11 protein-coding genes are annotated in these 13,969 nt (G+C 77.4%); 3 read left to right on the top strand and 8 right to left on the bottom strand.

Annotated elements, in window-relative coordinates; translation table 11 throughout:
* Positions 1-153 precede the first annotated feature (153 nt).
* The 5 genes from E5225_RS16290 to E5225_RS16270 all read right to left on the bottom strand — a co-directional run bounded on the left by E5225_RS16290 (position 154) and on the right by E5225_RS16270 (position 6,013).
* Positions 154-1,239: a lytic polysaccharide monooxygenase gene (locus E5225_RS16290; RefSeq protein ID WP_135973289.1), complete on the bottom strand. Its 1,086-nt coding sequence runs from the start codon at positions 1,237-1,239 to the stop codon at positions 154-156.
* A 136-nt stretch (positions 1,240-1,375) separates the two neighbouring features.
* Positions 1,376-2,638 carry an FAD-dependent oxidoreductase gene (locus E5225_RS16285; protein ID WP_135973288.1) on the bottom strand — a complete coding sequence of 421 codons (1,263 nt, stop codon included), beginning with the start codon at positions 2,636-2,638 and terminating at the stop codon, positions 1,376-1,378.
* Positions 2,639-2,789: 151 nt separating this feature from the next.
* Positions 2,790-3,893, bottom strand: coding sequence for a lytic polysaccharide monooxygenase (locus E5225_RS16280; protein WP_135973287.1), 1,104 nt, complete (start codon positions 3,891-3,893; stop codon positions 2,790-2,792).
* Positions 3,894-4,124: 231 nt separating this feature from the next.
* Complete coding sequence (locus tag E5225_RS16275) at positions 4,125-5,123, bottom strand: class I SAM-dependent methyltransferase (protein ID WP_243738194.1); 999 nt, start codon at positions 5,121-5,123, stop codon at positions 4,125-4,127.
* Positions 5,124-5,404: 281 nt separating this feature from the next.
* Positions 5,405-6,013 (bottom strand): TetR/AcrR family transcriptional regulator, encoded by a 609-nt coding sequence (locus E5225_RS16270; protein ID WP_135973285.1) that lies wholly within the window; start codon positions 6,011-6,013, stop codon positions 5,405-5,407.
* A 207-nt stretch (positions 6,014-6,220) separates the two neighbouring features.
* Between E5225_RS16270 and E5225_RS16265 the strand changes: the two genes are divergently transcribed.
* The 3 genes from E5225_RS16265 (at position 6,221) to E5225_RS16255 (ending at position 9,412) form a co-directional block, all read left to right on the top strand.
* Positions 6,221-7,495 carry a GAF domain-containing protein gene (locus tag E5225_RS16265; RefSeq protein WP_135973284.1) on the top strand — a complete coding sequence of 425 codons (1,275 nt, stop codon included), beginning with the start codon at positions 6,221-6,223 and terminating at the stop codon, positions 7,493-7,495.
* Positions 7,496-7,812: 317 nt separating this feature from the next.
* The gene (locus E5225_RS16260) at positions 7,813-8,370 is read left to right on the top strand and encodes a DinB family protein (RefSeq protein WP_135973283.1); all 558 of its coding nucleotides are present in this window, start codon (positions 7,813-7,815) and stop codon (positions 8,368-8,370) included.
* 133 nt (positions 8,371-8,503) lie between these two features.
* A complete protein-coding gene (locus tag E5225_RS16255) occupies positions 8,504-9,412 on the top strand; it encodes a hypothetical protein (RefSeq protein WP_135973282.1) in 909 nt (302 codons plus the stop codon).
* A 36-nt stretch (positions 9,413-9,448) separates the two neighbouring features.
* Here E5225_RS16255 and E5225_RS16250 read toward each other — a convergent pair whose 3' ends face one another.
* The 3 genes from E5225_RS16250 to E5225_RS16240 form a co-directional block, all read right to left on the bottom strand.
* The gene (locus E5225_RS16250) at positions 9,449-10,393 is read right to left on the bottom strand and encodes a transglutaminase family protein (RefSeq protein ID WP_135973281.1); all 945 of its coding nucleotides are present in this window, start codon (positions 10,391-10,393) and stop codon (positions 9,449-9,451) included.
* Complete coding sequence (locus E5225_RS16245; RefSeq protein ID WP_135973280.1) at positions 10,390-13,080, bottom strand: circularly permuted type 2 ATP-grasp protein; 2,691 nt, start codon at positions 13,078-13,080, stop codon at positions 10,390-10,392. Before E5225_RS16245 ends, E5225_RS16250 begins: the two co-directional genes overlap by 4 nt.
* A 138-nt stretch (positions 13,081-13,218) precedes the next feature.
* Positions 13,219-13,830: a hypothetical protein gene (locus tag E5225_RS16240; protein ID WP_135973279.1), complete on the bottom strand. Its 612-nt coding sequence runs from the start codon at positions 13,828-13,830 to the stop codon at positions 13,219-13,221.
* Positions 13,831-13,969: the final 139 nt, after the last annotated feature.

The raw sequence follows: 13,969 nt of genomic DNA, 5'->3' as shown, positions 1-13,969 counted from the left end.
TAGTGAACACGACACGCGGGCGGCAGCGTCGGGGCGTCCGTCGCACGCGCCCGGACGCCACGAGGCCCGGGTGCAGCGGAGAGGGCTGCACCCGGGCCTCGGGTGGTGCGTGGCCCGGCGTCCGGCGTGCTGCCGGTCATCAGGCCGAGGGGGTCACGCCGCGGCGCAGGTGGCCGTCAGACCGGACGAGGAGCCCGAGCCGAGGAAGCCGAAGCTGGTCGAGGCGCTGGCGGCGAGCCGCCCGTTCCACGCGACGTTGGACAGGACGTTGCCGGACGCGCTGACGTTCCACGACTGCGTGATGGTCGCGCCGTTCACCGTGACCCTCCAGCCGTTGACGCCGGCCGAGCCGGCCGTGACCCGCACGTCCGCCTGGTAGCCGTTGTTCCACGAGCTCGTCACCGAGACCGTCGCGGAGCAGGCGCCCGTGGGGGTCGTCGGCTGCGGGGCCGGGGTGGTCGGAGCCGGTGTCGTCGGCTGGGGAGCCGGCGTGGTGGGAGCGGGCGTCGTGGGCTGGGGAGCCGGCGTCGTCGGCTGCGGGGCCGGCGTCGTCGGGTTCGGGTTCGCCGTGCCGCCGATGTTGATGTCGGAGCACAGGTAGTACGGCTGGTCGAGGTGGCTGGCCTGCCACACCGTGAAGAGCACCGCACGGCCCGAGCGGCCCGCCAGGTTCACGTCCGTCTGGTAGAGCCCGGTGGTGCCGTAGCGCCCCGTCTCCTTGACCAGGTCGAGGTCGTCCCAGCCGAGCGCCTCGCGGGTCGGGTCGAAGCCCGCCTTCGAGACGTACACGCGCAGGTAGTCGGCGCCGTGCTTCGCGCTGTCCGTCAGGGTGAGCGTGAAGTTCGTCGGGACGCTCTTCATGACCCACGCGCCCGGGGTGTCGAGCGACCCGTACAGGGCGTTCTGCGTCCGGCCGCCCGAGCAGAGCTGGCCGTTGGGGATCACGGCCTCGTGGCGGCCGCCGACGCCCTCACGGAAGAGGCCGTTCCAGTTCCACATCGTGTTCGGGTTGGCCTGCCACGCCTGGTAGCACATGGGGTCCTGCTGGGCCATCGCCGGGTCGAGGTGGTTGTCGCCCCAGCGCTCCCAGCAGCCGTAGTTGCGGGTGGGCGGGTCGGTGACGGAACCGTGGGCGGCCGCGGGGGTGGCGGCGAGGGTGGCGCCGAGCCCGGCCGCGAGCACCGCGACGGGGAGGGCGAGTGCGAGCCGGCGCAGCCGGTCACGCGCGCGGATGGGCATGCGGGGGTTCTCCTGTCCGCTGAGGGTCGGTGCCGGCCGTCGGAACGACAACGATGTCGAGGTCCGGGCCGAGGGGCACCGCGGGTCGCTCCCACGGTGCGCCGCGCGACCGCCCAGCGGCAGGGGGCTAACCGTTTCAGCCGGTCCGGGGGCGCCGTGCCCACGACGGGACGCGCTCGGGCCGTGGGCCGATCCCGACGAACGCCGCGGGCAGCGCGGTGAGCGCCGGCACGCGGCGCAGCACCCCGAGCGCCGCACCCGGCGGGACGGTGAGCCGGCCGTCGAGCGCGGGCCGGATCACCGCGGCGTGCACGACCCGCTGGGCGGCCTGCACGAGGACCGTCGGCATGAGCCGCCGACGCCGGATGCGCGCCAGCACGCGGTCCCCGGCCCGGCCGGTGAGCGCCCCGCGGCGCAGGGGCGCCGCGAGCAGGCGGGCCGCGGCGACGGCGTCCTGCACGGCGAGGTTGATGCCGACGCCGCCGACCGGCGACATCGCGTGCGCGGCGTCGCCGATGCACAGCACGCCGGGCGCGTGCCAGCGGCGCAGCCGGTCGAGGCGCACGTCGAGGTGCTTGACGTCGTCCATCGACGCGATCGCCGCCACGTCGTCGGCGACCTCGGGCACGAGCGCGGCCACCTCCGCGCGGAACGCCGCGACGCCCCGCGCGCGCCGCACGGTGTCCGTGCCCTTGTGCCCCAGGTAGGCGACCTGCAGGTACCCCTCGCGCGGGATGGCGACGGCGGCGCGCCCGACCCCGAGCCGCGGCAGCAGCGCCTCACCGACCCGGTGCCGGGTCGGCACGCGCACCCACCACACGTCGAACGGCACGGGCCACCGCCGCGACGGCAGCCCGACCGCGCGGCGGACGGTCGACCAGCGCCCGTCGCACGCCACGACGAGGTCGGCGAGCAGCCGCCGGGGGCCGTCCGGCGTGGCGACGTCGACCCCGACGACGCGCTCGCCGTCGCGCACCACGCCCGTGACCTCGTGCCGCGTCCGCAGCTCGAACGTCGGCTCCTCGGCCGCGGCGTCCGCCAGCAGGTTCAGCAGGTCCCACTGCGGGACCATCGCGATGTACGGGTGCCGCAGCGGCAGCCGCCCGAAGTCGGCCACGACCACCTCGCCGCCGTCGGCCGGCACCGTGATGCGCGCGAGGCGCGAGTGCGGCAGTGCGGCGAACCGCTCACCGAGGCCGAGGTCGTCCAGCATGGCGAGCGTCGACGGGTGGACGGTGTCGCCCCGGAAGTCCCGCAGGAAGTCGGCGTGCTTCTCGAGCACGGTGACCCGGACGCCCGCGCGCGCCAGCAGGAGGCCGAGGACGAGCCCGGCCGGCCCGCCGCCGACGACGGCGCAGGTCGTCCGGTCGGCCGTGCCCCCGGTGCCGGAGGACGTCACGCCCACCCCCTCCGGCAGCGCCCGGACCCGTGAGACCGCCGCCCGGGGGACCTCACGTCCCCTCGATGACGGTCTCGCGGCGGGGACGAGACGTCGCCCCCGCCGCGATCGTAGGAGCCGGGTTGCCGGCCTGCCTACCGGGTGCCGGGCGTCAGGCGCCCGCGCACGTGGCCGTCGGGGTGCCGGGCGTGCCCGAGGCGAGGAAGCCCGCCGTCGCGCTGGCGCCCGGTGCGAGCGTGCCGTTCCACGACGCGTTCGTGAGCGCGCCGCCGGACGCCGACGCGTTCCACGCCTGGGTCACCGTCGCGCCGGCGACGGTCGCCCGCCAGCCGGTCGTGCCGGCCGCCCCCGCGGTGACCGTCAGCTCGCCCTGCCAGCCGCCGGGCCACGAGCCGACCACGCGGACCGCCGCCGTGCAGGCCCCCGTGCCGGGGGTGGTGGTGGGCGTGGGGGTCGGCGTCGCCGTCCGGGTGGGCGTCGGCGTGGGCGTGGCCGTCCGGGTGGGTGTGGGCGTGGGCGTGGCCGTCGGCGTCGGCCGCGGGGTGGCCGTCGCCGTGGCGGTCGGCGTCGGGGTGGGCGTGGCCGTCGGTGTCGGGGCCGGCCCGCCGATGCTGATGTCGGAGCACAGGTAGTACGGCTGGTCGGAGTGGCTGGCCTGCCAGATCGTGTAGAGGATCGCGCGGCCCGAGCGGCCGGTCAGGTCGACGTCGGCGCGGTACTCGGCCGCGGGGGCGTACCGGCCGGTGACCTTGAGCAGCTGCATGTCCGACCACGCGGGCGCGGCGCGCGTCGGGTCGAAACCGGGCTTCGTGACGTAGACGCGCAGGTAGTCGGCGCCGTGCTGGGCCTGGTCGGTGAGCGTCAGCGTGAACCGGGTCGGGACGGTGGTCGCGATCCACGGGCCGGGCGTGTCCATGGCGTCGTACCGACCGCCCTCCGTGCGCCCGCCCGAGCAGAGCTGGCCGTCGGGGATGAGCTCCTCGTGCCGGCCGCCGATGCCCTCGTGGTACAGGCCGTTCCAGTTCCACATCGCGCTCGTGTCGGCCTGCCAGGCCTGCCAGCACATGGGGTCCTGCGTGGCCATCGCGGGGTCCTGGAAGCGGGACCCCCAGACGTTCCAGCAGCGGTAGTTGCGCGTCGGCGGGTCCGTCACGGAGCCGTGCGCCGCGGCGGGCACGGCGGCGACGACGGTCGTGGCGGCGACGGCCAGCGGGACGGCGAGCGCGAGCGTGCGCAGCCGGGTTCTCCAGGTCATGCGGGTCTCCCGTGGGGTCGGGACGCGCTGCGGGGATGCCGCCGCGGGGTCCGGCGACGCTGCCGTGCCGCGGCGGCGAGGGCGCGTCGGCGCCCACGCTCGTCGCCCGTGGGCGGGCGGCGGAAGGCCGTGAAGCGATTCGCGGTGAAGCGGTTCGACGGCCGCGACGTGCGGCGACGGTGGCGTGCGGCGTGCGGCGACGGCGGCGTGCGGCGTGCGGCGTCGCGGCGGTCAGACCCGGCGCAGCACGTGCACGCGCGGGTGGTGCCCCTTGGCGAAGACGCGCGTCGTCGTGACGGGCGCCCACAGGTCGGCCGCCTCGCGCACCACGCGCTCCATCACCTTCACCTCGTGCGTGAGGACGACGAGGCGCGCACCGGGCGCCGTCACGGCGTGCGCGCCGCGCAGCAGCCCGGCGTGCAGGGCCGGGCTCGCGGCGTGCGAACCGTGCAGCGTGCCCCACGGCGGGTCGGCCAGGACGAGGTCCGCCGCGGGCGGCCGGTCGTCGACCGCGAGGTGCGCGTCCACCGCGTCCCGCACGGCGGCCGCGTCGGTGGCGTCCGCGCGCACGAGGGCCGTGCGCGACGCCCGGCCGAGCAGCCCCGCCGCCTCCAGGTTGGCGCGCGCCGCGTCGAGCGCCGGCTGCGCGCGGTCGACGCCCAGCGAGGCGGCCGCCGGCGCCGCGAGCAGGCGTTCGGCGAGCAGCGTGCCCGAACCGCACATGAGGTTGAGGACGCGGTCGTCGTCCCGCGTGCCGGCGAGCCGGGTCATCGCCGCCGCGATCGTCGCGTTCGCCGCCCCGGGGAAGTCGACGACCCGCCACGTGCGTGCCGACAGCGGCCGCGGACCCACCCGGACGAGCACGTCCCAGCCGGGGTCCGCCTCGTCGCCCCCGGTGCGACGCGCGCGGTCCACGGCGCCCCGCCCGGCGCCGGGCCGCGTGCCGCCGGCGCCGCGCACCCCGCGCCGCACGCGCACGACGAGGTCGCCGTGGGCGGCGTCGTGCCGCAGCCCGGTCGCCTCGTGCAGCAGCTCCGCGAGCCGCGCGAACACGGCGGAGTCGCTGCCCGCGGCCTCGAACCGGAACGTCGAGGACCCGGCGACGCGCAGGGACGCGTACACGGCGTCGACGACGCGCTGCAGGTGCTCGGGGCTCGCGATGGACTTGGGGCGCGGCACGTCGAGGTGCACGACGACCCACGCGGCGACCGCCGTGCGCAGCCGGACCACCGGTGCCAGCGGGCCGGGCAGCCGCAGCGCGACGGCGTCGTCCCGGCCGGGGACGTCGTGCAGGTCGCGCGCGTCGGGCAGGACCTCGGCGACCTCGGCGGCGAGGACGTCGCGCAGGCCGGGCAGGAACGTCAGCTCGACCGCGGTCGCCTCCGGCCGCCGGGCGACGGACCGCGTGGTCGTCGCGCGCTGGGGCCGTCGCGCGGGGGCGTCACGGCGCGGCGGCGCGGCGCGGCCGGGGCCTCCCGCACCCCGCTGCGGCCGGGCGCCGCGGGCGGCGCTCAGGCCGCCACCGGCACGGGTGCACCGACCGCGCGCAGGACGAACGTCTCCGTCTGCCCGACCGCCCGCTCACGGTCGGGGCCGTCGACGTCGGGCAGGTTGCGGCCGGACAGGCACGCGTTCACGAGCGGCACGGTCGTGTCGAGGTCCTGCTCGGGGAACGCACCGGACTCGATCCCGGCGGCCAGGATCCGGCGCAGGATCTGCTCGACGACGCCGACGTGCTCGCGGACGCGCTGCTGCGCGCCGCGGGAGAGCACGGACCGCAGCTCGGGGCCGGGGGCCACGTGGTAGACGCGGGTCAGCGAGGCCTGCGCGCGGACGTACGCGCGCAGCTGCTCGACGGGGTCGTCGATGTCGTCGAGGGACGCCTGCAGGCCGGCGGCGTACTGCTCGGTCTCGTGCGTGATGAACCCGAGCAGGAGCGCCTCCTTGTCGGGGAAGTGGTTGTACACCGCGGTGCGCCCGACGCCCGCGGCGGCGGCGATGTCGGCGAGCGTGATGCCGTCGAACCCGCGCTCGGACATGAGCGTGGACAGGGCGGAGAACAGCCGCAGGCGGGTCTGCTCGCGGTGCTCGTGGAGCGATCCGCCGATGATCTTGGGCATGCTGACATTCTCGCACACGACGTCAGGAAAGGCGGCGCCCAGGGGAGGCGGCGGAAATAGGTGTGATGTCGCTCACGTCCCCGCTGTCGCTTTCGCGTACCATGCGTCGTGCGACACCCGCACCGTCCCGCCCGACGTCATCCCTCGTCCGCCACCCGCACCCCACGGCGGTCGGCCTCGGGCCCGCTCCACCACGGAAGTCACCGCATGAGCCGACATGCCCGGATCCCGTCCGGCGGCGCCGACCGGTCTGCGGAGCCCGCCCTGAGCGGGTTCGGACCGAGCACGGTCGGGCGCGTGCGCGCGGCGCACGAGCGGTTCGTCGTCGCGGGCGGCGAGCCGGGCGGCGGCGTGCGACAGGTCGTCGCGGAGTCGTGGCAGCGGAGCCGCCGGGTCGGCGTCGACCCGGAGCTGCCGACCCCGCCCGTCGACCTGTCCGACCCCGAGCTCAACCGGTTGCGCACCGCGCACCCCATCTCGGGTGCCGTGCCCGCCGTGCGCCGCCTGCTCGTCGAGCCCGCGTCCGGGTGGGTCGCCGCGCTGAGCGACGAGACGGGCCGCCTCCTGTGGGTCGAGGGCGACCCGGCGCTGCGACGCCCGCTCGAGCGCGTCGGCTTCGTCGAGGGGGCGGCGTGGCGCGAGGACGCCGCCGGGACCAACGCCCTCGGCACCGCGCTCGCGACGCGGCGGCCCGTGCAGGTGCTCAGCACCGAGCACTGGGCGCGCGTCGTGCACCCGTGGAACTGTGCGGCCGCACCCGTGCGCGACCCCTCCGGTCGCGTCGTCGGCGTGCTCGACGTGACGGGTCGCGACGAGGCGGCGTCCTGGATGGCGCTCGCTCTCGTGCGCGCCACCGTCGCCGCCGTCGAGGCGACGCTCGCCTCGACGGCCACCCAGCCGCCCACGACGCGGCTCGAGGTCCTCGGCACGCACGGCGGCACGCTGCACACGCCGCAGGGCCGCCGCCGGCTCACGTGCCGGCACGCGGAGATCCTGCTGCTCCTCGCCGAGCACCCCGCCGGCCTGACGGGCGACGAGCTGACCGTCCTGCTGTCCGAGGCCGAGCTGTCCGAGGTCACCGTGCGCGCCGAGATCTCGCGGCTGCGCCGGCTCGTCGGCCCGATGCTGTCCGAGTCCCGGCCGTACCGGCTGACGTCGCAGCTGCACACCGACGTCGACCACGTGCGCGACGCGCTCGCGGTCGAGGACGTGGCCGGCGCGCTCGCGGCCTACGCCGGGCCGGTGCTGCCGCGGTCCATGGCACCCGGCGTCGAGCGCGTGCGCGACGCGCTGGTCGGCTGGCTGCGGGCGTCCGTGCTCGCGTCGCGCGACGTCGACCTCGTGGGGCGGTGGACCGCCGGGGACCACGGCGCCGACGACTGGGAGGCGTGGCAGGCCCTCGCGCAGGCGGCGCCGATCGGCTCCGCCGCGCACCTGCGCGCGCACACCCGTCTCGCCCAGCTCGACCGCACCCTGGGCTGACCCGCCCGGCGTCGCCCGCGACCCGTGCCGGCCCTCGGTGCTCGTCGCGGAATGGGCACACAACCGCGCATACACCGTGCAACGGTCGTGCAACGGTCACCCGGATACCGTTCCGCGCAGCGGCACCACCGCGGCGACCTGAGGGGGTTCGGCGCACCGGTGCCCGGTCGGGCGGCGCGCGGGAGGGGGCGTGCCGCCCGGCCTCTCACCCCGCCCCTCCCACGGGACGGCCCGGGCCGCGCAGCGTCGCGTGCGCCCGTGCCTCACCCGCCCGGCGCCCCGGCGCGACCCCGGGTGCGAGCGCTACCGTGGCGCGCGTGGACACCCCTCCGTCACCCGCGCACACCTCCGAGCCGCCCGTGATCGCGCCGGACGACAAGGACTGGACCTGGGTCGTCGAGCGGCGCTGCCCGGAGTGCGGGTTCTCGGCGTCGGACGTCCCCGCGGAGGCGGTCGCCGGCACGGTCCGCGACCTGGTGCCGCGCTGGGTGGCCGCGCTGCACCGCGACGACGTGCGGGCGCGCCCCGCCAGCACGACGTGGTCGACGCTCGAGTACGGCGCCCACGTGCGCGACGTGATGCGCGTCTTCGGCGAGCGCGTGCAGCTCATGCTCGACGAGGACGACCCGCTGTTCGCCAACTGGGACCAGGACGCGACAGCCGTCGAGGACCGCTACGACCTGCAGGACCCCCAGGTCGTGGCCGGTGAGCTCGCGGCAGCGGCGGAGACGACGGCGGAGCGGTTCGACGGGGTCGCGCCGCACGCGTGGGAGCGCCCCGGCCGGCGCAGCAACGGCTCGCGCTTCACGGTCCGCACGCTCGGCCAGTACTTCCTGCACGACGTCGTGCACCACCTCCACGACGTCCGCGCCTGACGAGCGCGCCCGACCGCCCCGCCCGACCACCCGCCGGACACGGCGCGCCTGCCACCGGCGCGTCGTCGGCGCGTCCCCCGATCCGTGTCCGCGCGGAAACACCGGCGTAGCCCGGGGCCGCTACGGTCCGCCCATGACCCCGCCGGCACCGGTCCCGCCCGCGCTCGACGGCCTGCACGTCCTCGCGCTGCCCGCGGGGTCCGACGTGCTGGCCCTGGCGCGCGCCTGGTTCCCGGAGGCCGGCTGGGAGCGGGTGCCGACGGCCGGGCAGCCGGCGGTCCGCCCGACGGGCGCACGGTTCCGCGGCATCACCGTCGAGCCGGTCGCGACGGCGGGCGCCCTCGTCCTGGCGGAGGGGGTCACGGTCACCGGGCCGCACCCCTCGGACGCGGCCGCGGCGCGTGCGATGGGGCTTCCCGCCAAGGACGCCGACCTGTACGGGCTGCCCGTCGTGACGCCCGCCGGCGCCGCGGTCACCGCCGACCTCGTGGCCGGCTGGGCGACCGCCGCGGCGCGCCGGACGGGCGGCGGCATCGTCCCCGCCGACCGGCGGTACGCGGTCGTGCCGGACCCCGCCTCCGCGCTCGACCTCACGCTCTGGTCGCCCGTGACCATCGCGGCGCAGGACGCGGTGCCGCTCGTGCGGCCCGCGCTGTCCGGCAGCCGCCTCGGCCCGACGGAGACCCCGCAGCAGGGGAGCGGGGCGGAGGGGTTCTCGCTCACCGCGACGTACGAGTACGACGGCGCGGTGATCGTGCGGCTGACGCGGTCACGCGAGGTGCCGGTCGTGCTGTCGACGCTCGACTGGCGCGAGCACGGGCCGTGGGGCTACCACGTGACGTGGCGGCCGCCGGACCCGCGCGAGCTCGAGCTCGAGCACCCGTCGCAGCTGCACGTGGTCGCCCGGCAGCGGGTCGCGCCCGCGGTCGCACGGGTGACGGCGACCCTGTGGCGGGCCGCCGGCGGGACCGTCGTCGACGCGGGCGGCTTCGTGGTGCCGGCGGCGGAGCTGGACGACCGGACGCGCGCCGTCACGCGCTGACCGGCGGCCGCGCGGTGACCGGCGGCCGCGGCGCGGTCAGACGAACGGGTCCGACCCGGCCGGCACGAGGTCGACCTCCACGCGCGGCGACGCGCCGCCGCCCTCCGTGAAGATGACCCCGCGCAGCGGCGGCACGTCGTGGTAGTCGCGCCCCCAGCCGAGGACGACGTACCGGTCGTCGACGAGCTGGTCGTTCGTCGGGTCCGCGTCCAGCCAGCCGTGCCCCGGCACCCACACCGACACCCACGCGTGCGACGCGTCCGCGCCGCGCAGCTTCTGCCGCCCCGGACGCGGTCGCGTCTCGATGTACCCGGAGGCGTACCGCGCGGGCAGCCCGTGCAGGCGCAGCGCCGCGATCATCAGGTGGGCGAAGTCCTGGCAGACGCCGGCGCCCTGCGCGAGCAGCTGCGCCTGCGTGGTGTGCACCGTGGTCGAGCCGGACCGGTAGGTGATCTCCGTGCGGATGCGGTGGACGAGGTCCGTGACCACGTCGGCGAGGGGGCGGTCCGCGGCGAAGGACGGCGCGGCCCACGCGCGCACCTCGTCGGCGAAGGACACGTGCGTCGACGGCAGCACCGCCTCGCGCAGCGCGACGAGGCCCGTCGTGTCGGTGTGCAGCGTGCCGAGGTCGCCGACCGTGACGGCACGCGCGACGGACCGCCACCGCACGTCGGGCAGCTGCTCGCGCGTCGGCGCGACGCGGCTGACCTCGAGCGTCGAGCGGGACGTCACGACGAGCCGCGTGTGCGCCGTCGTCACACCGAACCAGGTGGTGGTGCTGCCGAACCAGTCGACGTGCGTCTGCGTGTCCGCCGGCTGGGGGTCGACCGTCAGGGACGTCGTGAGGAGGCGCTGGTCCGGCAGGTCGCGGGGCGTCATCGTGGTGCGGCCGTAGGAGTCCGTGACGGGCTGCGGGTACTCGTACGTCGTGCGGTGGACGAGGTCGTAGACGCGCGCGGGCCCGCGCTCGTCGGCCGTCACCGCGCACCCCCGTCCGCGTCCTGCGGGGCGTGGTCCCGCACCGGCTCGTCGCGCACCGTGTCGTCCTGCTCGCGCAGGTTCGTGGCGCCCCACAGGTCGTCGAGCACGCGGCTCGCCGCCGGGCGCACGAAGTGCACGCGCTCGATCTCGTCGGACGCGGCGCGCAGGCGCCACAGCATGGAGTCCAGCGCCTCCTCGAGCCGCGTGCGCCGCCCGTCCTCGGACACGACCGCACCGACGGCGACCGTGTCGAGCTCCGCGACCAGCTCGCCGACGCCGTGCAGCAGGTGGTCGCGCTGCCCGGCGGACCGCCACGGCGCCGGCACGGCCTCGAGGTCGGCCAGGAGCCGGTCGAGCTGGAACGCCAGCGAGCGCGGGTTCGTCCGGTCGTGCACGAGCAGGTCCAGCACGCTCGGCACGGTCGGTGCGGACTGGTGGCGGCGCCGGTAGGTGATCGCGGACTCGGTGGCCAGCAGGACGGACTCGAGCAGCAGGTCCTCGACGTCGGCGGAGCGGCGGACGACGAGCGTCGCGGCGAGCGTGTCGACGAGGTTCTGCGCGCGCTCGATGCGGCGGCCCGCGTCCAGCAGGTGCCAGCCGACGTCGCGCGTGAGGCCCTCCGCGGCGACCCCGGACAGCGCCAGCAGGCCGTGCAGGACGCGGTCGAGCGTCGGCCGCAGGCCGGCCGTGACGGCGGCCGCCTGCTCCTGGGCCGGCGTCGTGCCGAGGTCGAGCGCGCCCTCGGGGCGAGGACGGGTGCGGCCGCGCTCGTCGCGCAGCGCGCGCTCGACGCGGGCCAGCGGGCCGAACGTGTCGGTGGACAGCTGGTCGCGCACCGACGCCGCCGCACCGGCGAGGCGGTGCACCGCCCGCGCGACGCTCCCGGGTGTGGCCCGGTCCAGCAGGAGGTCGCGCAGCGCGGGGACTCGCGGGCCGATGTGCTCGTCGTCGTCGGCGAGGTGGGGGCCGCCGTCCGGCAGCGCCGCGGGCGTCAGCGCCTGGAGCAGCACGGCGAGCGCGCGGCCGCCCGCCGACCCGGGGCTGCGGTGGTAGTCGTCCCACCGGTCGGCGACCGCGCGCAGCACGCGCGCCTCGCCCTCGGCGCGCTCCGCGTACCGGCCCATCCAGTAGAGGTTCTCCGCGGTGCGGGGCGAGATGCCGGCGCCCACCGCGCGCCCGACCGCGGCCACGTCGTCCTCGCGGACGGCCGTGTCGGGGGCGGTCGCCGGCTGGCTGGCCAGCACCCACACGTCCTTGGCCGACGCGCCCCGCGACGACGAGACCACGTGCGAGTCGGCGACGCGCGCGAGGCCCCCGGCCATGACGGTGTACGTGCCGGCGTGCGCGACCGCGTACGCCCGCAGCACCGCGGCCCGCGGGCCGAGGTCGGCGGGCCCGACACCGGCCGCGTCGGGACGGTCCGAGCCGACGCCCGCGGGGTCGCGGCGGTCGACCGTGGGGCCGACGGCCTCCTGCCCGACCCACAGCCACGGCTCGGCCTGGATGCGCGCGGTCAGCGCCTCCCGCTCGGCGGCGGACAGGGTCCAGCCGAGCACGGTCGTCACGTGCGCGCCGTGCACGGTCGGCTTGATCACGAGCCGGTCGAGGTGCGCGAGGACGTGCCGCAGCGACCGGGCCTCGCCGCACCACCAGGTCTCCGCGGACGGCAGCGCGAGGTCCTGGTCGAGCACGGCGCGCGCCAGGCGCGGCAGGTACGTGAGGAACGCGGGACTCTCCAGCACCGACGCGCCCAGCGGGTTGACGATGCTGACCGTCCCGCCGCGCACCGCCCGCACGAGCCCGGGCACGCCGAGCCGCGAGCCCGCGCGCAGGTCGAGGGGGTCGCACCAGTCGGCGTCGACACGGCGCAGGACGACGTCGACCGGCTCGAGCCCGTCGATGCCCTCGAGGTGCACGCGCCCGTCCCGCACCAGCAGGTCGCGGCCCTCGACGAGCGGCAGGCCCAGCATCGACGCCAGGTACGCCTGGTCGAACGCCGTCTCGCTGCCCGGCCCCGGGGAGAGCAGCACGACGCGCGGGTCGTCCGACGCGGTCGGCGGCGCGACGTCCCGCAGGGCGTGCCGCAGGGCGTGGAAGAACGGCCCGAGCCGGGCGATCGGCGCCTGCCGGTAGACGCCCGCGAGCACCTGCGCGGTGACGCGGCGGTCCTCCATCGCGTACCCCGCGCCGGAGGGGGCCTGCGTGCGGTCGGCGACCGCGCACCACCCGCCCGACGCGTCGCGGACCAGGTCCGTCGCCGTGAGCACGAGCTCGCGCCCCCCGGGCGTGCGCAGGCCGTCGACCGCGCGCAGGAACCCCGGGTGCGCGAGGACGACCGTCGGCGGCAGGAGGCGGTCGTCGAGCAGCCGCCGGGGGCCGTACAGGTCGTGCAGCACCGCGTCGAGGAGCTCCGCCCGCTGCACGAGCGCCGCGTCGAGGCCCGCCCACTCGGTCTCGTCGACGACCACGGGGAGCGGGTCGAGGCGCCACTGCCCGTGCCCGTCGGGCCGGTCCGCGCCGTACGTGACGCCGTGCTCGGCGAGCAGCTGCTCGGCCTGCCGGCGGGCACGTGCGAGCCGGTCGGGGCCCGGCGCGTCGGCGGGGTCGGGCAGCCACGTCCAGTCCGGCCGGTGCGCGATCGCCGGCCCGTCGCCCACGAGTCGGGGAGACGAGAGCAGGTCGGTCACCGGGGCAGTCTGTCGCACCCGGCGCCGGGCGGCGCGCGGCGGACGGCGGGCGGACGCCCCGTCGCCCGATCCGTCCGGGTCCGTCCGCCGGTCGCAGCCGCGGCTCACCGGCCCCGCCGCTCCGCCGACCGGGGGCGCTCAGCCCGTCGTGACGACCAGCGGGTCGTAGCCGCCCAACGCGGGCAGCACGGTGATCTGCAGGTCCGACGGGTCGGCGACCGCGAACGCGATGTCGAACGCCACGGTGCCGGCCGGGTCGAGCGTCACGTACGGGCCGGCCGTGTCGATCGCGAGCGGGACGTCCCAGACGGGCGAGGCCTCGACGCCGGCGGACACGGCGGTCGCCGACAGGGTGCTCGGCGAGTACGGCTCGGCGGTGCCGTTGGTGACCTGCACGCGCAGGCGCACGGGCACGCCGCCGCCCGCGAGACCCTCCGCCTCCGGGGACGGCTCGAACTCCTGCGGCGCCTTGACGCTGACGAACAGGCCGTCCGCGTACTCGAACGGCCGGCCGAAGGGGACGGTCGCACCCGGGTGCGTCGGGCCCGCGGTCGCGGTCTGCGCCGCGTCGGCCGCACCCGCGGTCGACGCGCACCCCGACGCGAGCAGGGCGACGAGGGCGGCGCCGGCGACGGCGGCGACGGCGGCCCGGGCACGGGCGGCCGCGGGACGACCGCCCGTGCCGGGACCCGGGGGGACGGCGGCGGGCAGGCCGCCGCCGGTTCGGCGTGCGGTGCGGTCGTGGGTCACTCGGAGCTCCTCGGGATGTCCGCTGGGGACGCGGGCAGTCCGGGGAGAAAGGCCGTTCTTCATCCGGCCCCCGCCGGTCGGTGATGAACCTAGCAGCGCATTCCGTCGTCCGGGCCGGAATCTGCGCGGCGACTTTCTG

It is taken from the genome of Cellulomonas shaoxiangyii, from assembly GCF_004798685.1.
In the GTDB taxonomy this organism is placed as follows: domain Bacteria; phylum Actinomycetota; class Actinomycetes; order Actinomycetales; family Cellulomonadaceae; genus Cellulomonas; species Cellulomonas shaoxiangyii.
Note: the sequence above shows the minus strand (reverse complement) of the source record. Positions and strands in the feature narration are given on the sequence as shown.